Annotated in this window: 23 protein-coding genes and 1 tRNA gene; 10 read left to right on the top strand and 14 right to left on the bottom strand. The window is 52.0% G+C overall.

All coding sequences use genetic code 11. The features are described 5' to 3' along the window. The first annotated feature begins 2 nt into the window (after nucleotides 1-2). Together G006_RS25455 and pqqA are read left to right on the top strand one after the other, a co-directional pair. Nucleotides 3-632 (top strand): c-type cytochrome, encoded by a 630-nt coding sequence (locus G006_RS25455; RefSeq protein WP_081607926.1) that lies wholly within the window; start codon nucleotides 3-5, stop codon nucleotides 630-632. A gap of 72 nt (nucleotides 633-704) precedes the next feature. Beyond that, nucleotides 705-779 (top strand): pyrroloquinoline quinone precursor peptide PqqA, encoded by a 75-nt coding sequence (pqqA, locus tag G006_RS27760; protein ID WP_081607957.1) that lies wholly within the window; start codon nucleotides 705-707, stop codon nucleotides 777-779. 180 nt (nucleotides 780-959) lie between these two features. On the opposite strand, the gene G006_RS0111075 is transcribed toward pqqA, so the two are convergent. From G006_RS0111075 to G006_RS0111010, 14 genes are all read right to left on the bottom strand, one after another. Then, nucleotides 960-1280 carry a hypothetical protein gene (locus tag G006_RS0111075; RefSeq protein ID WP_152428849.1) on the bottom strand — a complete coding sequence of 107 codons (321 nt, stop codon included), beginning with the start codon at nucleotides 1278-1280 and terminating at the stop codon, nucleotides 960-962. 145 nt (nucleotides 1281-1425) lie between these two features. Beyond that, nucleotides 1426-2334, bottom strand: coding sequence for a flagellar hook-associated protein FlgL (flgL, locus tag G006_RS0111070; RefSeq protein WP_020483248.1), 909 nt, complete (start codon nucleotides 2332-2334; stop codon nucleotides 1426-1428). A 9-nt stretch (nucleotides 2335-2343) separates the two neighbouring features. Beyond that, the gene (gene flgK / locus G006_RS0111065) at nucleotides 2344-4011 is read right to left on the bottom strand and encodes a flagellar hook-associated protein FlgK (RefSeq protein ID WP_020483247.1); all 1668 of its coding nucleotides are present in this window, start codon (nucleotides 4009-4011) and stop codon (nucleotides 2344-2346) included. Between the two features lie 9 nt (nucleotides 4012-4020). Further along, complete coding sequence (gene flgJ / locus G006_RS0111060) at nucleotides 4021-5067, bottom strand: flagellar assembly peptidoglycan hydrolase FlgJ (RefSeq protein WP_020483246.1); 1047 nt, start codon at nucleotides 5065-5067, stop codon at nucleotides 4021-4023. 44 nt (nucleotides 5068-5111) lie between these two features. Beyond that, entirely contained in the window at nucleotides 5112-6197 is a 1086-nt protein-coding gene (locus G006_RS0111055) for a flagellar basal body P-ring protein FlgI (RefSeq protein ID WP_020483245.1), read from the bottom strand. Between the two features lie 22 nt (nucleotides 6198-6219). Further along, nucleotides 6220-6924, bottom strand: a complete 705-nt coding sequence (gene flgH / locus G006_RS0111050; protein WP_020483244.1) for a flagellar basal body L-ring protein FlgH — start codon at nucleotides 6922-6924, stop codon at nucleotides 6220-6222. Between the two features lie 15 nt (nucleotides 6925-6939). After that, entirely contained in the window at nucleotides 6940-7728 is a 789-nt protein-coding gene (gene flgG / locus G006_RS0111045; RefSeq protein WP_020483243.1) for a flagellar basal-body rod protein FlgG, read from the bottom strand. A gap of 51 nt (nucleotides 7729-7779) precedes the next feature. Beyond that, nucleotides 7780-8523: a flagellar basal-body rod protein FlgF gene (gene flgF / locus G006_RS0111040; RefSeq protein ID WP_020483242.1), complete on the bottom strand. Its 744-nt coding sequence runs from the start codon at nucleotides 8521-8523 to the stop codon at nucleotides 7780-7782. Between the two features lie 16 nt (nucleotides 8524-8539). Next, nucleotides 8540-9871, bottom strand: coding sequence for a flagellar hook protein FlgE (flgE, locus tag G006_RS0111035; protein ID WP_020483241.1), 1332 nt, complete (start codon nucleotides 9869-9871; stop codon nucleotides 8540-8542). A 13-nt stretch (nucleotides 9872-9884) separates the two neighbouring features. Next, entirely contained in the window at nucleotides 9885-10565 is a 681-nt protein-coding gene (locus G006_RS0111030) for a flagellar hook assembly protein FlgD (protein WP_020483240.1), read from the bottom strand. A gap of 7 nt (nucleotides 10566-10572) precedes the next feature. Next, nucleotides 10573-10989: a flagellar basal body rod protein FlgC gene (gene flgC, locus G006_RS0111025; RefSeq protein ID WP_020483239.1), complete on the bottom strand. Its 417-nt coding sequence runs from the start codon at nucleotides 10987-10989 to the stop codon at nucleotides 10573-10575. A 2-nt stretch (nucleotides 10990-10991) separates the two neighbouring features. Next, entirely contained in the window at nucleotides 10992-11387 is a 396-nt protein-coding gene (flgB, locus tag G006_RS0111020; protein WP_020483238.1) for a flagellar basal body rod protein FlgB, read from the bottom strand. A 178-nt stretch (nucleotides 11388-11565) separates the two neighbouring features. Next, the gene (locus G006_RS0111015; RefSeq protein ID WP_020483237.1) at nucleotides 11566-12432 is read right to left on the bottom strand and encodes a CheR family methyltransferase; all 867 of its coding nucleotides are present in this window, start codon (nucleotides 12430-12432) and stop codon (nucleotides 11566-11568) included. A gap of 38 nt (nucleotides 12433-12470) precedes the next feature. Continuing rightward, complete coding sequence (locus G006_RS0111010) at nucleotides 12471-13403, bottom strand: chemotaxis protein CheV (protein WP_020483236.1); 933 nt, start codon at nucleotides 13401-13403, stop codon at nucleotides 12471-12473. Between the two features lie 117 nt (nucleotides 13404-13520). Here G006_RS0111010 and flgA point away from each other — a divergent pair, with 117 nt between their 5' ends. From flgA to istB, 8 genes are all read left to right on the top strand, one after another. Then, nucleotides 13521-14210, top strand: coding sequence for a flagellar basal body P-ring formation chaperone FlgA (gene flgA / locus G006_RS0111005; RefSeq protein WP_020483235.1), 690 nt, complete (start codon nucleotides 13521-13523; stop codon nucleotides 14208-14210). Nucleotides 14211-14279: 69 nt separating this feature from the next. Beyond that, the gene (gene flgM, locus G006_RS0111000) at nucleotides 14280-14585 is read left to right on the top strand and encodes a flagellar biosynthesis anti-sigma factor FlgM (protein WP_020483234.1); all 306 of its coding nucleotides are present in this window, start codon (nucleotides 14280-14282) and stop codon (nucleotides 14583-14585) included. A 4-nt stretch (nucleotides 14586-14589) separates the two neighbouring features. Next, nucleotides 14590-15084, top strand: a complete 495-nt coding sequence (locus G006_RS0110995) for a flagella synthesis protein FlgN (protein ID WP_020483233.1) — start codon at nucleotides 14590-14592, stop codon at nucleotides 15082-15084. 33 nt (nucleotides 15085-15117) lie between these two features. Then, nucleotides 15118-15897 (top strand): flagellar brake protein, encoded by a 780-nt coding sequence (locus G006_RS0110990; protein ID WP_020483232.1) that lies wholly within the window; start codon nucleotides 15118-15120, stop codon nucleotides 15895-15897. Between the two features lie 31 nt (nucleotides 15898-15928). Beyond that, a tRNA-Arg gene (locus G006_RS0110985) sits at nucleotides 15929-16005 on the top strand. A gap of 304 nt (nucleotides 16006-16309) precedes the next feature. Next, complete coding sequence (locus G006_RS0110980; protein ID WP_160167674.1) at nucleotides 16310-17041, top strand: hypothetical protein; 732 nt, start codon at nucleotides 16310-16312, stop codon at nucleotides 17039-17041. A gap of 564 nt (nucleotides 17042-17605) precedes the next feature. Next, on the top strand, nucleotides 17606-19141 hold the full coding sequence (gene istA / locus G006_RS0110970; protein WP_020481979.1) for an IS21 family transposase: 1536 nt from the start codon (nucleotides 17606-17608) through the stop codon (nucleotides 19139-19141). Further along, nucleotides 19134-19955, top strand: coding sequence for an IS21-like element helper ATPase IstB (gene istB, locus G006_RS0110965; RefSeq protein ID WP_020481978.1), 822 nt, complete (start codon nucleotides 19134-19136; stop codon nucleotides 19953-19955). The genes istA and istB overlap by 8 nt, the downstream gene beginning before the upstream one ends. Nucleotides 19956-20028: the final 73 nt, after the last annotated feature.

The following is a 20028-nucleotide window of genomic DNA, read 5'->3' as shown; positions in this document are numbered from 1 at the left end:
ACATGAAAGTTAGACCTATGACTATCCAACAGATGCTGGGTTTTATCACCCTGGCTTCCGTTTTAAGTCTGGCGACTGCCGATCCTAGAATCATCAGTACCTACAAAGCATCTGAATCCGAAGGAAAACCCAGTACGAAGGGCGACCGTTCCAGGACTGGTTCCGGCACAAGCGGAAGTGGTGAGGAGAGTAGTAGCGACAGTAGCAGTACCAGTACCAGTACCAGTTCGGGAAGCACTAGCGGCTCGACGTCGGGCACGCAAACCTCCGGCAGCGGAACTGCATACACCCTGCCTAGCAATTTTAATTTTAACTGTAACACCCGCAATGCAAATGCTGATGCGATCGAAAACGGACGCCGAGCTTACCTAAGACTGAATTGCTCCGTTTGCCATTCCAGCAATGGCCACGGCGGCACCATGGGGCCAAGTTTGGTGGGAGAAGGCGATGAAGTGGCGGAAGCTGTCACTCAAGGCGAAGGAGAGGGTATGCCAGCGTTCAAAAAATATCTTTGCCCCAACGACCTGGCGGATTTGAAGGCTTATGTCGATTCACTAGGCAGCAAGACGTCACCTGATTTTACCGACTGGTGGGTCCCCAATCCGCCGGCTCGCTGGGCTGACAGCCAGTAATTTTGATGTTTTTAACATGCGCTAATTCTTTGGATTTAGCGCATTCTCCAATGTAAACCTGAGGATATTAAGATGAAATGGGAAACACCAAGCTATGCCGATCTACGTTTTGGTTTTGAAGTAACTATGTATATCTACAACCGATAAGCAAACTTAAGCGGAGCTAACAACATAGTGTTACTCCGCTTTATTGATTCTACTCATTTCATTTTGGCGTTTTGACACAGCCTCGGCCGAAATCTGCCCATCAATCCGCTCCAGAACGCCTACCGGAAAATCAAGCTTTGGGGTAGGTTTTAAGGCAATTCAAAAAGTCCCGGAACTACATCAGGCTTCAAAGCCAATCTCGAAGGAAGAAAAGCCCGACTCGTCGCCGTATATCAACGATAGACCGGACGGGTCAGGAGTTTTGATTTGTTTGGCCGAATAGGCGTCCAAGATTGGCGTGATGTGGCGTACCGATCTAGGCGTGGTGTAAACCAGGAAGGCGGTGTCGTCGTCGGACCAGCCGCCGAACATCGCCATGCCCTCGGGGCCGTTTCGCGCCACATAGGCAGCTCGGAACGCGCCTAACAGCACGTAGATTTCGCCGGATTCGTATTCCTGGCGCGAGAGTGTGATGCGGTGCCAACTCATGGTTTTTGCCATTGCATTCCTTCCGTCACTAAATCAGCTTAATTGACCTACATCGCGTTGTTGCCGGATTTTGGTAGGCCTTAAGAATCTTAGCATCGGAAAGCCGTACAGGCCATACAAGTGCTCACCGGGCTGTCTAAAGCCTCGGGCCAAAAACTTAAGAAATGTAATTAAACAAAGACAGATTTTGCACCTTGGTAAAGGCTTGCTGGGCGGCTTGCAGCGATATTTGTTGCAGATTGAATTTGCTCAAGGCTTCCGCATAGTCCAGATCGCCGATGTCCGAGGCGGTGGATTTATTGTCCAGTATGTAGTCGGCGTTCAAGTTTTCCTGGTCGTCCAATGCGTTCAAGCGGGCGCCGGCCGATGCGCGAATGGTATCGAAGCGCACCAGCGCGGTATCCATGTCGTTCAGAGAGTTCTTATTGGGGGTGTTGGCTTTTAAATCAGCGGATATTTGCGCGACGGCCTGAAACACGTTGCTAATGCTGCCGGCTGTCAGCGGCGCGGCTTGAATGCTGCCGAATACCGATTCGCCGGGATCGCCGTCGGTTACTTGCCGACTGGGGCCTATCGCGATACTGCGTTGGCTGGTGTCGCCTTGATAGGCGTAAGCCGGGGTGTCGGTAAATGCGGCTTGATCGGTTTTGTACCCGGAAAAAATATACTCGCCGTTGGCATTTTTGGTATTGGCGATACTTAACAATTGCTTGTTCAGCTCGTCGATTTCCATCGCGATTTGCTTGCGGTTGGTGGCGGTGTTGCTGTCGTTCAAGCCTTGCACGGTCAATTCTCTAATTCTATGCAACACGCTACCGGCATTATCCAGACCGGATTCTTCCAGGTTCAGCCTTTGCCGCGCCGCGCCGATATTGACCTGATATTGCTGATTTTCCTTAATGTTGTGATTCAGGTCGATCATGCTGGTGGCGGCCACCGCGTTTTCCGCCGGGCTGAGGTATTTCTTGCCGGAGGACAGTTTTAGCTGAGTCTCGCTGAGTTTGGATTGCTGATCCAACATCGCATTTAGGCCGAGCTGATTATTCCATGAGGTTGAAATGCGCATAATAATCTCCTAGCGGAATGCCCCGATCAGGGTGTCGAACAATGAATTAGCCACCGAAACGGCTTTGGCAGCCGCCTGATACGAATTTTGAAAATTGATGAGATTGGCCGCTTCTTCATCCAGATTGACGCCGGATACGCTTTCTTTAGCGCTGGTGGCTTGCTTTAACAGGGTTTCCTGGGCAGTGCGGCCAACCGAGGCGGCATGAGTTTGCGAACCCACATCGGAGATCATTTGCCCATAAACTTGAGTAAAGCTGGCTTTGCCGCCGAACATTTTTGCTTGGGTTTCCAGGTTAGCCAATTTCAGCGCATTGCTGTTGTCGCCTGGCAGGCCGGTGGCGCTGGCGGCGGCGATTTGTCTGGGGTTGGTGATAGCCGAGTTAAGTTTGATTTTGGCGGCAGCGTTAAAGTTGGGGCTAATTTGGAAGGAGTCGCCAATGGTCAGCGAACCGCCGCTAAAGCTGATGCTAAAGCCGTTAGTCGCGGCGGTAGTCGCCAGGGTGGCGGCGCTTAAGCCCGCGGTAGTGGTGTTGTCGCTTAAATTGGTCAGGCTGAAAGTGGCCGCCGGTACCGTTGCGGTCACATCAAGCCGATAAGCGGCGCCTAAACCGGCTACGGTGGTCGGCGCGACAAATGCGCTGGAAACCACCAGGGTGCTGTCGCTGACGGTGGCTTTAACTTGGGGAGTCGGCGAATTCAAATCAAAAAACGCCACATTGGTGTTGCCGTTGATGTCGTAGCCGGCTTTATGGATGTTGTTAAATTCGGTAGCCAAACCGGTTGCCAGCAAACCCAGCTGTTGTTGCGCGGGGTCCAGTACTTGATCTCTAAAACGAAGATTGCCGGAGAGTTCGCCGCCGGACAACTGTTTGGAAATATCCTGGCCATTCAGCATGATCAGCTTTTGATTGACGTCGTTACTGTCGCCGACCACAGACAGTGAGGAGGCCGCACTGCCCAGCACCAAGGGTTGGCCCTTGCCGATAAACACGTTGTATGAGCCGTCGGCTTGGCTGACATAAGTCACGTCGGCTTTTTCGGCGATTTTGGTCAGCAATAGATCGCGTTGATCCATCAACTCATTGGGCATTTGTTTGCCGGACGAGCGGCCGATGTCCGAGACAATCTTCACATTCAATTCGGCCAGGGTTTTGGCAAAGCCGTTCAGTTCTTGCACCGAGCTGGTGATGTTATCGTTGACGCGCTTACGCAAATCGCCGAAGCGGGCGCTCATGGTGTTGAATTGCTGCGTTAGGGATTCGGCTTCGGTCAGCATCACTTGGCGGGCGGCCACTGAACTGGGATCGTTGGCAACGCTGTCTATCGCATCGAAAAAGCTCTTCATGGCCGGCGCCAGACCGGTGGTTTCGTCGGCGGTGATGTTGTCGATTTGCGACGACAAGGTGTAAAAACTGTCTATATCGTGAAATGTGGCGGTGCTGGAACGGACTTGATTGCTGATGAACTGGTCGTAGCTGCGGGTGATGTTGGCAACTTCGACACCGTTGCCCATATAGCCGTTGCCGGTAAATTGCTCGGGGCGAGTGGCCAGTTCGACGCGTTGCCGGCTGTAGCCTTCGGTGTTGGCGTTGCTGATGTTGTTGCTGGTGGTTTCCAGCGAACGCTGGAATGCGGTCAGCCCCGATAGTGCGTTGCCTAGAATGCCAATAGCCATGTTCGCCTCCTAACCCGCGCTTTTCAGAGCTGCTACCTGGGCCGCGGTTTGGCTGTGGTAGATCGTCATCACTTTTTCGGCATACCGCGGATCGGTGGCATAACCGGCTTGTTGCAGTTCGTGTAAATACTGGCCGGCGTTGCCGGCGCTCTTCAAGGCTTCGCTATAACGCGGATTGGTTTTTATAAAATTCACGTAATCGTCGAAGCTGTCTTTGTAGGACTCGTAAGCGCGGAAGCCGGCCATTTCTTTTTTGGCAACGCCGCCGTCATATTCAAGCGTCATGGTTTTGGCTTGTTTGCCTTGCCAGGACCTATCGGCCTTGATATTGAACAAGTTAAAGCTGTTATCGCCTTGGGCATTTTTTACCATGCCTTGGCCCCAGCCGGTTTCCAATGCCGCTTGAGCCAGCAACACGTTGGGATCCACTCCCAGACTGCGCGCGGCTTGTTCGGCATGCGGCCGCAGTTGGTTAACGAACTCGTCCCTGGACGTTAGCGGCCGATCACTATCGCTGCGCACTTTATCGTCCAGGGTTTGCCATTGGTCGGCCAGGACTTTCTGGCTGCGTTCCAGGCGGGCCAAGCTGCGCTCCAGGCTACTTAAGCCGGAGGCATCCAGCGGCATTTGCTCTTCGGTTTCCTCGCCGGCCCGCAGCGACTGGTGATTGTCGGGGTTATTGCTGGCGCCGGTGCCGGCCGCGCGATTCAAGAAATCGCTAGCGGACAGTTGCTCGTCCTTTTCTTCGTCCTTGTTTTGTTTGGGCGACAATTGTTGGGCAATTAAATCCGCAAAACCGATGCCGGGTTTGCCGGCCAGATGCACGGACATCTGTTGGTCGTACATGTCTTGATAAAACTGGGTTTGCTGGCTGTCCAATATGCCGTCGGCCAATTTAGCTTGACGCATGTTTTTCATGACCATGCCTAAAAACACCGACTCGAATTGTTTGGCGACTTCCTTGATCGCCTCGGGCGATTGCTCGCGGGCGCCTTGTTTAAGTTTCGCCAGGCCGTTGAAGTCGGTATACACCGAAGCACTGTCTACGTTTAACATGGGAATCTCCAATAATTCATCTAATCACTGCTTTGTTGCGTTCTTTAAATCACTATCAACTCGGCTCTAAGCGCGCCGGCGGATTTCAATGCTTCCAAAATGGCCACCAAGTCGCTGGGGCCGGCGCCGACGCCGTTTACCGCTTGGACGATCTCGTCTAGCGACACGCCGGGGTTGAAGACAAACATGTGATTGTTATCTTCTTTTACGGACACATTGGATTGCGGTGTCACTACGGTACTGCCGCCCGATAATGGGTTAGGTTGGCTGACTTGTGGATTCTCGCTGATAGTCACGGTCAAGCTGCCGTGAGAAACCGCTGCCGGTTGTACTCTAACTTTGCTGTTGATAATGACCGTACCGGTGCGGGAGTTGACAATCACTTTGGCGGGCGCATCGTCGGGCGCCAATTCCAGGTTTTCGATCACCGAGGCAAAGCCGACCCGTTGGTTGGGGTTAACCGGTGCTCTGACGCTGACCGAGGTGGCATCGACGGCTTGCGCGGTTTCAGCGCCCAGCGCCTTGTTGATGGAGTCCGCCATGCGTTGCGCGGTGGTAAAGTCTGACGAATTCAAATTAAAAACCAGGTCAGCGCTTTGATCGAATGAGCTAGGTACGATGCGTTCCACCGTGGCGCCGTTAGGCACCCGGCCCACTAGTGGGTTATTGACGGTAATTTTCGAACCGTCCTGGCCGCTGGCGCTGAGGCCACCCACCACTAAATTGCCTTGCGCCACCGCGTAGACATTGCCGTCGGCACCGCGTAGCGGACTCATCAACAGCGAGCCGCCGCGCAGACTTTTCGCATCGCCTATAGACGATACAGTGACGTCAATTTTTTGACCGGGTTTGGCGAAAGCAGGCAGATCGGCGTGAACGCTGACCAGCGCGACGTTTTTGGATTTGGGGTCCGTATCGGGTGGCAAGGTCAGGCCCAGCTTGCCCATCATGCTGCGCAAGCTTTGGCCGGTAAATTTGGTTTTGTCGCCGGATTTATCCAGGCCGGTGACCAGGCCGTAGCCCACCAATTGGTTGCTGCGCACGCCGGCGATGGAGGCAATGTCTTTGATACGTTCCGCCTGGGCGGCGTTCGCTAACAAAAGCATGGCGATTAGACATATTTTGTTCATTTGCATTCTCCGTCAGCTCAGGCTAGAAGGGAAACCATGGGCTGGACAATACCCTGGAAATCCAGCCGGGTTTGTTACTGTCGGCCAACGCGCCGTCGCCGGTATACATGATGGTAGCGTCCGCTACTTTGCTGGAGGGCAGGGTGTTGGCGACGTTGATGTCGATCGGACGCACTATGCCGGACAGGCGAATATATTCGCTGCCGTCGTTCAGCGTGACGCGTTTTTCGCCGCGTACGCGCAGATTGCCGTTAGGGAGTACGTCGACCACGGTGACACTGATGCCACCGGTCAGTCTGTTACTTTGCCGGGCGTCGCCTTTGCCTTCAGTGCTGCGGTCCATGCTGTAGTCAATGGATGTTGCCAGGTCGTGACCCAGCAGCGCGGAACTGGCTAAACCAAAAATGGTGGGGGCGCTGCCCGACGCTTGAATATCGCTGTTCTTGCTGGCTTTGGAGTTGGCTTGCTTGGTGGCGTTGGTGTTCTCGTCGAATGTTACGGTCAAAATATCGCCAACCCGGCGCGCGGCATGATCTTCGAATAAGCGCATGTCGTAGCCGGCCTGGTAAATCGCGCCGTTGCTTTGTTGGGGCGGGCGCAGGTCGGCGGGTTGTACCGGAGCGAAGTCGGGGTCGCGTTTCGGCAAAGTATCGCAGCCTGCCAGTAACGCGATTGCCGCTAACAGCAAAATTTTGCCGCCTGCTTGCCGTGTGATGAATTTGGTCATGAGCTTTGTCCTGAATTAAAGTTGTTGCGTGACAAAGGACAGCATTTGGTCGGTGGTGGAAATGGCTTTGGAGTTCATCTCGTAAGCGCGCTGGGTTTCTATCATGTTGACCAGTTCTTCCACTACGTTGACGTTCGAGGTTTCCAGAGAGCCTTGTATCAAAGTGCCTAGCTCGTTTTCGCCGGGCGCGCCGATGATCGGCGCGCCGCTGGCCACGGTTTCGCGGAACAGGTTGTCGCCAATCGGTTCAAGGCCTGCGGTGTTGATGAAGTCGGCAATCTGAATCTGTCCTACCTGATTGGCTGCCGCAGCGCCCGGTTGGGTCACCGAGACCGTGCCGTCCTGGCCGACCGTGATGCTCAACGCGTCCTGCGGAATGGTGATGGCCGGTTCCAGCGGCATGCCGTTGGAGGTCACCACCTGACCGGTCGAATCCATTTTGAACGAGCCGTCGCGGGTGTAGTTGATGTCGCCGTTGGGCATTAAAATCTGCATAAAACCGCGTCCGCTGACCGCGATATCCAGCGAGTTGCCGGTTTGCAGAATATTGCCTTGGGTGTGCAGTTTTTCGGTAGCCACCGTGCGCACCCCGGTGCCAAGCTGTAAGCCGGTGGGTAATTGGGTGTTTTGGGTGGACTGCGCGCCGGCCTGACGGACGTTTTGATACATCAAGTCGGCGAAAATAGGTCTGGCTTTCTTGAAGCCGGTGGTGTTGACGTTGGCCAGGTTATTGGAAATAACCGCCATGCGGGTTTGTTGGGCATCCAAACCGGATTTTGCGACCCATAATGCTCGTTCTGTCATGACAATCTCCTAATCTGACAATTTTTTGTCTTATCAGGAGTAATGCAGAAACTATGCCACTTGCATCAGCTTGGCGCTGGCGCCTGATGTGTCGTCGATGTTTTTCATGACTTTGGATTGCAATTCGAAGTTTCGAGATAGCTCTATCATTTCCACCATCGCCGCCAAAGCATTGACGTTGCTGGATTCCAGCGAGCCTTGAATCAGCGTGACATTGGCGTCGGGCGGGATGGCGCCGGCTTGCTTGGCGTGCATCAAGCCGTCTTCGCGTTTTTCCAGATTGGCCGGATCGGGGTTGACCAGCTTGATCCGTTCGACAATCACGCTGTTGGTGGCATTGACACCTTGCGGGACGATGGAGATGGTGCCGTCGGTGCCGATTTCCATTTTTTGAGCGGGCGGAACGGTGATCGGTTCACCGCCTTCGCCGAGCACCGAGAGTCCGGCGCCGTTTTGCAATAAGCCTTCGGGGGTTAGCCGAAGATCGCCGGCGCGGGTATAGGCTTCCTGGCCCTCTGCATTACGTACCGCGATCCAGCCCTGGCCGTTGATCGCGACATCCAGGTCGCGGCCAGTGGTGTGGATGCTGCCGCTAGCCATGTTGGTGCCGGGGCGTTCGGTCATCGAATAAACCCTTGAGGGGTAGCCGGGACCGAAAGCCGGCATCGCGCGGAATTGCTCGAAATCGGCTTTGAAGCCGGTGGTTTGAGCGTTGGCCAGATTATTGGCGTTGGCGCCTTGCGCCAGCAAGGTCTGCTTGGCGCCGTTCATCGCGATATAAAGGCTACGGTCCATGGCGGTTTCCTATGAATTACCGAATTTGCAGAATGGTTTGCATGATGCTGTTTTCCGTAGTAATGGTCTGGGCATTGGCCTGATAATGCTGTTGGGCGACGATGAGATTGACCAATTGCGCGGATAACTCGACATTCGAGCTTTCCAACGCGCCGGCCTGAATCAGACCAAAGTTATTCGCGCCTGCTTCACCGGGAATCGGTTCCCCGGAGTTGGCGCTTTGTCCCCAGGCGGTATCGCCGATTTTGGCCAAGCCGTTGGTATTGGCGAAGCGTGTCAATGCGACTTTACCCATGGTTTGTGAGCCGCCGTTACTGAAACGGGCAAATATTACCCCTTCATCGTCAATATCAATGCCCGTCAAGCGTCCGGCCGGTAAGCCGTTTTGCGTCATCGTATTCACGCTGAACTTTTCCTGAACCTGAGTGGATCCGAAGAAGTCCATGGTACCCACCTTAACCGGTGCCGCGCCGGTTGCCGGCAATATGGTGTAGTCACTCAGGGCGAACCTACCGGATACCGGGGTTTGTAATTTACCGGAGGAGTCGAAGGTCATCACGGCCGGCGTCGGCAATGTGGAGGGGGTGGCCGGAGCGGCAACCGCAGTGCCATAGGTGCCGGCATTGATCGAGGTTCTGGCTGTCGGTGTGGCCGGTTCGGCCATATAGTGGTAAACGCTCCAATCCGTAGTTGAGGCGGTTGAGGCGCCTTTCACATAGTATGTAGACAGAATATGCGGCGAGCCCAGCGAATCATAAACGGTCACCGAGGTTTGCGAGTTGTAGGAGTTATTGTTGGTTGGGTCGAACGGCGTCACCGTCGGAACTGTTTCGTTGGCATTGAGATTCACCGCCAGCGATACGGTGTCCGTGGCGCTGGGCAGGCCGGTAAGGGTATTGATCTGAACTGGCTGTGTTACCCCGGTGCTGAAACCATCCGCGACGGCAGTGCCGTTGGGTTTGTAGACCATCAGCGATTTGCCCTGATTGTTGACCAGATAGCCGTCCTTATCCAGTTTGAATTCGCCGGAGCGAGTATAAGTAATGTCATTGGTTTCTGTTGGGCTTTTGGCCATGGTGAAGAAGCCTTCGCCGCTGATCGCCAAATCCAGATTGTTGTCGGTGAACGACAAACTGCCTTGATTGAATTGCTGGGCGACGTTGGCAACTCTGACGCCAGCGCCGGCAGTGGTGTTGCTGACGCCGCCCAGGCTGGACGCATAAACGTCTGCGAATTCCGAGCGTGATTTTTTAAAGCCCACGGTATTGGCGTTGGCAATATTATTGCCGGTCACCGCCAGGTTGTTGGATGCGGCGTTTAAGCCGCTTAATGCTGTTGTAAAAGCCATGATGCCTTCTCCTTCACAAGATTTGTTTGATTTGACTGAATTTTACGGTGCCGAGTCCGTCTAGGTTGACTTGTACGCTATTGCTGCCAGTGCTCATGTTGACGCTTTTCACCAGCGATTTTATATTGGTTGCCAATACGGTGTTGGCGCCGTCCAACCAGGCGGAAGCCTGAACTTTGTATACTCCAGGGTCGGCGAGGTGGCCTTGACTGTCCTTGCCGTCCCATTCGAATTTGGTGGTGCCCGACGACTGTGCGCCCAGATCGATTTCCCGAACAGTGGCGCCTGTTTTGGGGTTGATAATTTTGACGTCGACATTGGTGGAACTGCTCGGTAAGACGAAATCGCCGGAAACTGTGCCGCCGGCGCCTAGCAGTGCTTCCTTGCTTGGGGCGGACACGTAGCGACCCACCAAACTCGCGGCCTGCAAGGCTTGGTTGGAACTGATCGAATCGGCAAAATCCTTGAACGAAGCTTGCAGATCCTGAATGCCGGAAACGGTACTAAACTGGGCCATTTGGCCGAGAAATTCGCCGTTATCCATGGGTTTCATTGGATCCTGATGGGTCATTTGCGTGGTCAGCAGTTTCAGAAATTGATCTTGTCCCAGGGTTTGTTTTTGCACGCCTTTTGCTGTGCCGGAACCGGTAGTGGCTAGGCCGAGGTTGTTAAATGTATCGATTGCGCTGGTCATAAGTGCCTCACTGTCCCATTTTCAGGGTTTGCAGAATCAGGTTTTTAGCGGTGTTCAACACCTCTACATTGTTCTCGTAGGAGCGGGAAGCGGACATCATATTGGCCATTTCTTCCACGGTATTGACGTTGGATTTATAGATGTAGCCGGTGGCGTCCGCCAGCGGATGATTAGGGGCGTATTCCATCACCGGCGGTGCCTGGTTTTCGACGACGCCCAGTACGTTGACGCCGCTGGTGGTGCTGTTCTTGTCCATCGCGTTTTTTAGTTCGGCGGCAAACACGGGTTGGCGGGATTTGTAGACCTGGTCGATGCTGCTGCTGACGCTGCTGGCATTGGAAATATTGCTGGCCACCAGATTCAGTCTCAGGTTTTGCGCGTTCATGCCGCTGCCGGCGACATCGAAGATGCGAAATGAAGACATGGTTATTCTCCTTTAATGGCCGACATCAAGCCGGAAAACTTGTTGTTGATAAAGCGCAAGCTGGCTTCGTATTGCACGGCGTTTTCCGCGTATTTGGCTTGCTCGATATGCGACTCGACGGTATTGCCGTCCAGCGAGGCTTGTTGCGGATTGCGATAGAGCAGGTCGGCGCCGAGCACGTTGTTTTGGTTTTGCAGATGGCCTTGCTGGCTGCGTTTCAGTTCCGAGCCGTCCCCGGCCAGGGCTTGTTGAAACACCGATTTGAAGTCCAGATCGCGGGCTTTGTAATCGGGGGTGTCGGCGTTGGCCAGGTTTGAAGCCAGAATCTCGCTGCGCTTTTCGCGCAACGCTAGTGCTTGCGGATGTATGCCTAAGGCACTGTCGAAATTAATAGCCATAATTGCCACCTTTGGGTTTTTTAAACCTAAAAGCAGTTAATGTGCCATAAAATAAATATGCTTTTATTTCATTTGTATAGCAATTTGAATGGCTGGCGTGAGTGTCAAAAAACAGTGTTTCAGGCGTGGCGGCAAAATGCTGCCGCTTGCTTAAGTCGTCAATAAACTGGCGAGCGGCTTAACCGACTTTTTTGAAGTAGCTGGTTAAGCCGGAGCGAACCAATTCAAAGCTGTTTAAGCCCGTTGGCATCGCTTCGGTACTACTGAGGAACAGATAGCCGCCCGGTTCCAGACTGTCGGCCATGCGGGTGAGAATGTCGCGTTTGACTTGATCCGAGAAATAGATCAGTACGTTGCGACAGAAAATCAGGTCAAAACGGCCCAAGGCAGTGAACGATTTGAGCAGATTGAATTGTTGAAAACGCACGAGTTGGCTGACTTCCGGGCTAAGTAAGTAGCCGTCGTAATTTTTGTGGAAATACCGTGCTTTTGCCGCGCTATCCATGCCACGCGACAGCGCGGCTTCCGAATAAACCGCTCTCTTGGCTTCCTCAAGAATAGCTTCGGAGATGTCCGTGCCGATAATTTGCACGGAGCGGGATTTGGCAGAGGCCCTGATTGCTTCCAGGGCGCAGATGGCTATCGAGTAGGGTTCCTGGCCGGATGAGCAAGCGGCGGACCAAACTCTGACGTTGCCATTTTTGCGATTTAGCAAGCTGGGTAGGACCTGGTCTTTGAGTTCGACGAATTGCCGTTCGTCGCGAAACCAGAAGGTCTCGTTGGTGGTCATTGCGTCGATGACGGCGCTTTTGATTTTTTGCGCGGAAAATGACGCAGATTGCAGGCTGTTGACCAGTTCAGCAAAGCTTGCGAATTCAAATTTGCCCATCAAGGGCAATAACCTGCTTTTTACCAGGTATTGTTTGCTGTCACCCAACTCAATGCCGCAATTTTGGCTGAGGAACTGCTGTATAGATTGATACTCCGCGGCGGAAATGTCGATATTTTTACCCACCGGACTACCCGGTTCAGCCTGGTTCAACATGTCTGAATTTTGCGGGTGGACGGCGCCTTGAGTATCGGTCAGGAATGGGCTGCATGATAAAGTTTGAGCTGGTGCTGGATGGAATTCATCAACGAGTCGGGATCAAATTTGGCCAGAAATTCGTTGGCACCGACTTTTTGGACCATCGATGTGTTAAACACGCCGCTTAATGAAGTATGCAAAATCAAATAGATTTTTTTCATGTTGGGGTCGGCCTTGATTTTGGTGGCTAGGGTATAGCCGTCCATGCGCGGCATTTCCACATCGGAAATGATCATCGAGTATTTGTCCTGAATATCGATGCCGTCGGCCACCAGTGCATTTAAATGATCCCAGGCTTCTTGGCCGTCTTTTAGCAGTGTACATTCGATGCCAATTTGCTGGCAGACCCGCTTAACTTGGTTTCTGGCCACCGATGAATCGTCCACCACCAGTATGTGATCGTTTTTGCTGGTTACTTCCATGTCGATGATTTCTGCAGAAGCTTCTTCGCGGCCGCCGATGACTTCTTTCATGACTTTTTCGACGTCAATCACTTCTATCAGCTCACCGTCTATTTCAGTTACTGCGGTTAGGTAGCTTTCTTTACCGGTGCCGGTAGGTGGGGCTTTTACTTGTTCCCAGCCGATATTGATGATCCGGTCTACCGAACCGACCAGAAAGCCTTGAATGGAACGGTTGTATTCGGTCACGATGACGTAGCAGCCGGCGTCGCGCACCAAGGGTCTCATGCCGATAGCCATCGACAAATCGAGTACGGGAATGGTTTTGCCGCGCAGGTGAGCAACGCCGCAAATCACAGAATGTGAATTGGGAATTTGCGTTAAGGGTGGGCATTGAATCACTTCCTGAACTTTGAAAACATTAATCCCAAATCGTTGTTTACTAACAAGTTTAAACAACAAAAGTTCGAATCTGTTGTGCCCCGCCAGTTTGGTGCGCTGATCGACTCCGTCTAAGACTCCGGCCATAAAACCCCCTGAAATATACTGCTTGCAATTATAGACACTTTGCTTTTTTTTACTTTATAAAATTACTGGTATGTTTCGTGCTTTATCCTTGCAAAAGTCAAAAAAATGGCGACTGCAATGAAGAGCAAAAACTTGAGAGTGATTTGGCTGTTGGTCTGCGAAACAGCGTTAGCGGGGCCGATGCAATCGGTGCCGTTAATCCAGGATGCGGTTAACCAATACATCAGTAACAGCCTTGCTCCTGGCGGCAAGTACGAAATAGGCGGCGCGCAAATCGACCCGCGTTTGCAATTGCCGCAGTGCGAACAACTATTGCAAGTATTTACTCAATCCGGCGAGATAAAGCCGGGCAGGAATACGGTGGGAGTGCGTTGCCAGGGCGAAAGAGGTTGGACGATCTACAGCATGGTATCGGTAAGGTCGTTTAAAGAAGTATTGGTCCTGAATCGATCATTACAGCGCAGCGATGTGATTCGTGCCGAATATTTGACTGCGGAAACCCGCGATATTGGCTTGTTGCAACAGGGCTATCTGACCGAGCTGGATGACGTCGTCGATAAACAGGCGGTGCGCAATATTCCCGCCGGCAGCGTGTTAAGCAAACTGCACGTTACCGAGTTGACATTGGTGAAGCGCGGCGAGCGGGTAAATATTCAATCAGGCAAGGCCGGAGTGCTGATTAGCGCGGTTGGCACGGCGATGGCGGATGGAGCCAAAGGTCAGAAAATCAATGTAAAAAACCTGTCTTCGCAACGCGTAATCCAGGCTACCGTGGTCGATTCCGGTCAGGTATCGGTTTATTTTTGATAAAGCGTTAAAGGAATTTATGATGATGCCGCTAAATGCTACAGATAAAACTAATTTAGGAATTCCGTCATGGCTATCGACCCTATCACCAGCAAATCTGTTAGCACACCGCTACCGGCAAAATCAGCGGTTAAGGACTCGGCCGAATTTAAAGAGAAGCCCGTCAACGGCCCCTCCACGGACACAGTCAACATCACCGCGACCGCTCTGGACATTAAATCGGCAACCGCTTCAAGCGCTGCCGCCCCCGTGGTGAACGAAGACCGTGTGGCGGCCATAAAAGCCGCTGTGCAGGATGGCAGCTATCAAGTTAACGCCGAGCGCGTTGCCGAGAAAATGTTGCAATTTGAAGGTCAACTAACCAATAGCACATGACGTCATGATAGAGAAAACTTACCAAATCACCGAGAAACTATTAAATAACGGTTTAAAAGCAACGCAAAATTTGCTCGAGCTGCTAAACGCCGAAGCCGCAAGCCTGAAACAAAAAACCGATGCGGATGCGATTTCCGCACTGGCTACCCACAAAAAAGATCTGGTTGCCCAACTTGAGCAATTTACTAAGCAATTAGGGCAAGTGCTCGCCACCGAGCAATTGGTGGTGAGTAACGATGGCATCAAAGCCTATCTGGTCAAAGCCAAAGCCGCCGGTATCAATATTTCCGAGTCCTGGAACTATTGGAATCACATCGTTAGACTTTCCCAAACCTGTCGCACAATCAACGAACAAAACGGTGCCAGCATCGCGTTATTGAGTCGACATACGCAAAGATCGCTGCAAATCTTAAGAGGTAAGTCGCCGTTAGCCGCTACCTACGGGCCCGATGGCGTTACCCGCAACGAGCTGTTTTCGCATACATTAATTTCGGTGTAGACTGAACGACGAATAACCAGAAAGGTCGCTCTTATGCTGCGAAAACTCAAGCATTTATTTTCAAAACCGTTGCCGACGGAGCCCGCTCAAGATGACGATGACGAGCTATTAAGTTTTGAGAACCCCAACTTTATTACCGATCCCGACAAGATTGCCAAGTTACTGGGTGAAATTGAAAATAGTTCGCCGCTATGTACTGTTCAGGTGGAGGGGGAGGACTTTAGCTCCTCGATATTGGCAGTCAAACTGGATAAGAAAGTCATTATTCTCGACGAACTGATGCCCAAGCACGGTAACGATTTTTTGTTGCTTAGTCGCTCGTTGAAACTTTCTACCTTTCACAAAGGCATTCATTTATCGTTTAATCTGACTGGAATCGAAGTCGGTCATTCACGAGGAATCAACTACTATAAAGCGCCGTTGCCTGATCGCGTGTTTTATCCCCAGCGGCGGCGCACCCCGCGTCTGGAAATAAGCAGTATCGATATTCCGTTTTCCGGCGTTGTGCAGCGCACGGGTATTTCGGTCGGAGGTAGTCTGTTCGATTTATCCAGAGGCGGCGCAGGTATTACCGTTCCCGTCAACAGAGCGCGGGTTCAGCGCGGCGATATCGTCAAAAACTGTCAAATTACCTTTGAAGATTACGTAATGGATTTTGATCTGTCGGTGCGTTTTGTAAAGCCGGTGTCAGCGGCATCAGCCAAAGTGCAAATCGGCGGACTATTTGAAAACCTGTCTTCAAAAAGCCAATCCAAGCTGTCCTATTTCATCACTTCGCTTGAACGCGTAGAGATTAGAAAACAGAAAGCTTAGCCTTTTACCCTGTGATAAAATTGCAACCCAGGTCCCGGTAGCTCAGCAGGATAGAGCGGTCCCCTCCTAAGGGACAGGTCGGACGTTCGAATCGTCTCCGGGACGCCATAAAATCAAAGGGTTATGGATTTATGAGGTTGGTTTTTTTGCAAATGTCCCAATTTTGTCCCATCTAGGAATAAAAAGCCCAAATAAACGGCAATCAATGAGTCGGTGCTACCCGGCCTTTATGCATGCTCAGCGCTAACGGCTTAAAATGCTTCGTTGTATGCAAAGTCGCCAAGACCGCTTTTTCAATCTTCGCAAATCGCTCAATAAGTTACGTTATGTAAGTGTCACTTGGTTTTGCCGAACGTTATGGTTATATGCCATGATTAGCCTATTGCTAAATTCAGGCAAAGGGAATCGGGCTATGCAACGCAAACAAATTTTGACAGCTTTATCTTTTGCGGTTGGAGCTGGCTTTGGCTCAGCATCCGAGGCTGCGCTTTATGATCGAGGGAATGGCTTGGTTTACGACGATGTGCTTAACGTTACTTGGGCTCAAGACGGCAATTTATTTAAAACGCTGGCAAAAAATACTCCAAATTTAGTCAACAACATTATCGCTAATGCTGGGGGGTTGCCAGACAGTGCTGATGGTTTACATCAATCCCTTACATCAAGAGACTTCAATGCCTATTCAGGCTACATGAGTTGGCTGGGAGCTAAAGTCTGGACTGATAATTTGATTTATGGCGGCTATGATGATTGGCGGCTACCTAAATTCACGGGCGATACAACATGTGCGGGATATAATTGCAAGGATAGCGAACTAAGTTATATGTTTTACATAAACTTGGGAGTTAGAGCTGGACAATCTGTCTTATCTGGTTCGAACGCTGAGAATTTAGCTTTATTCACAAACCTTCAAAATTACTACTGGACAGGGGTTGAGTTTTCCCTTGGACCAGGAAACGTATGGACATTTCAATATGGCGGTTACCAGCAACCATTCGGTTCAGGGCTAGGCTACGGTTTGTATGCTTGGGCTATACGTGACGGCGACGTTGCCACTGTGCCTGCCCCCACCACATCCTGGTTATTTATTTCTGGGTTTATCGGCGTCTTTGGATTTGCTAAGCGTGCTCGGCAAAAATCTTGACAAGCAATTCAAGCTGCCCAACTTTTGCATCTATAGCTGCAAACCCGCCAATTAAGTGCTTCATGTCGATAACGCGGATAGCCGCGAGATTGCCTAGACCACTTTTATTTAAGCTATTCCTAGCTACCGCTCACGACGCTCTGCTTTTGATAATCTGTGATATGTCTAAATAGCAACTAAGCTACTCTATAGCTCTGTTACATTTTTTCGGTCTGAGTCAATTTATCAGCCAGTTACTCAGCGCTCATGCTCCAAAACTAACCGGAAGCTTTTTATGGATAGAATGAAGCTAAAATACTTCATAACGATTGCGCTTTTGTTGTTCACTCAAAACTCCTACTCTCGGTCTTTGGTTGCCAACAAGTGGAACTGCATGAAGATTACCGACGTGTCAAACGAGTATTTATCCGCTGTTTCCAAGAAATTACAGGAAAGTAAACGAGATATATTGTTGACGCCGGTTGAAAATTGACCAAGTAAACCGGTAAATTCCGGCTGAAGATTGACCAGGGTTATTAACCTGTCCTGTCCAGAAATTAGACAGGAACCTAAAGGGTGATAACCATGATCCTATACGCCAAAATCCGGCGGATGTATTTCCGCGATAAGTTGTCCATTAATGAGATTGCCAGACGCACCAGTCTGTCTCGCAATACCGTCAAAAAATGGCTGAGAATGCCTAATGGCAGCGAACCTGCTTATCAACGTCGCTCGGTACCCACCAAGCTGACGCCTTACGAAGAGCAGCTCAAGCAAGCCCTGATAGCCGATAGCTATCGTCCCAAGCGCGACAGACGTACCGCATTGAGGTTGTTGGAAGAGTTGCGGAAAGCCGGCTATGACGGTGGCTATACGCAGTTGACCGATTACATTCGGGCGTGGCGCAAGGCCGGTACCAGCGACGCCGGCAAACACGCGTTCGTGCCGTTGAAATTCCGTTGGGGTGAGGCCTTTCAATTCGATTGGAGTGAAGAGTCCTTGGTGGTCGGCGGTATTTACCGGCGCTTACAAGTCGCTCATACCAAACTCTGCGCCAGTCGGGCTTTTTTGCTGGTGGCCTATCCCAGCCAAAGCCACGAAATGCTGTTCGATGCCCATAGCCGTGCCTTTCGGGTACTGGGTGGCGTACCGTTGCGCGGCATCTACGACAACATGAAAACGGCGGTCGATAAAGTGCAGAGCGGCAAGGAGCGCATTGTCAACGCGCGCTTTGCGGCGCTGACGGCTTATTACCTGTTTGATCCGGACTTTTGCAATGTGGCGTCCGGCTGGGAGAAAGGTATCGTCGAGAAAAATGTGCAGGATAGTCGGCGCCGTATCTGGCAGGATGCAGGGCAACAATGCTTTGGTAGCTTTGCAGAGTTGAACGTGTGGTTGGAAAGTCGCTGCCGGGCATTATGGGCTGAAATTCCTTGCCCGGATGCCAGCGGCATGACCGTGCAAGAGGCCGTGGAGATCGAGCAACCCCATCTGATGCCAATGCCCGGAATGTTTGACGGCTACATCGAGGTGGTGGCTCGCGTATCCAGCACTTGCCTGGTGACCGTGAAGCGCAATCGTTATTCGGTACTGTGTCGCTGGGCCAACCGTCGAGTCAGTGTCAGGCTGTATCCGGAAAGGCTCGATCTGTACGCCGACGATGCCCTGATTGCCAGTCATGCACGGTTGTTCGACCGCGACCAGGTCAGCTATGACTGGCAACACTATATCCCGTTGCTGGAGCGCAAGCCGGGCGCGTTACGCAACGGTGCGCCGTTTGCCGAGATGCCGTCGCCATTGTTGTCTTTGCAGCGTGCATTGCGTAAGCGCCCCGGCGGCGACCGGGTGATGGCCGAGGTGTTGGCGTGCGTACCGGTTCACGGCCTGGACGTTGTCATCGCCGCTGTCAATCGATGCCTGGAATCGGGGCATACCAGCGTTGAACAGGTACGCCATCTGTTAACTCGCCTGCCAGAAAATCATGAGCCAGAGCCAGCCACCATCACCACACCGGATGCCTTAAAGCTAAACGAGGTCCCTATTGCCGATACCGGGCGTTATGATTTGTTGAGCGAAAACCTCAGCCCCATCCGTTTAGCTGAGGAGAGCGGAGATGCTTGATATTGAAGCCGAATTGAAATCGCTCAAACTCTATGGCATGGCCGCAGGCTATGCTGAGGTCGCCAGTCAAGCCGGCACTAGCCTGCACACGTCGGAATGGCTGCTTAGGCACTTGTTACAAGCCGAGACAGAGGATCGGCATATCCGCTCCATTCGTTATCAGCTACAAACCGCGCGATTCCCCATGCATCGTGATTTAGCGGGCTTTGACTTTGAATCCGCCAACGTTGACCGCTCGCTGATCGATCAACTTGCCAGAACTCAATTCACCGATGCTGCCCATAACGTGGTTTTGGTTGGCGGTACTGGCACAGGTAAAACACATCTGGCTACAGCTCTCGGTGTCAAAGCCATTACCGATCACGGCAAGCGAGTACGATTTTACTCGACGATTGATTTGGTCACCCAGCTTGAACGAGAAAAAGCGACCGGCAATCAGGGCAAGTTGGCGTACAGACTGATGCAAGTGGACTTGGTCATTCTGGATGAACTGGGCTATCTACCGTTCTCTCAGGTCGGCGGCGCGTTGTTGTTTCACCTGCTGTCGAAACTGTACGAGCGCACCAGTGTGGTGATTACCACCAATCTAACCTTTGCCGAATGGTCCAGCGTGTTCGGCGATGCCAAGATGACCACGGCGTTGCTGGATAGGTTGACTCACCATTGTCATATCATCGAAACCGGCAATGAGTCCTACCGCTTTCGGCACAGCACCGAGCAAGCCAAGGTAAGAATACAGGCCCGGGAGCAAGCTAAGCGAGGCGGTAGTAAAAATCCATCGAATGAGGAAATGTCAGAGGAGAATAACGTCTAAATAATCCATGGAAGCGGATAATGAAACTTCCTTCCCATTATCCGTTTCCGTTACACTTATCCACGGCCGGCCA

Source organism: Methylomonas sp. MK1 (genome assembly GCF_000365425.1).
Lineage (GTDB): Bacteria > Pseudomonadota > Gammaproteobacteria > Methylococcales > Methylomonadaceae > Methylomonas.
Note: the sequence above shows the minus strand (reverse complement) of the source record. Positions and strands in the feature narration are given on the sequence as shown.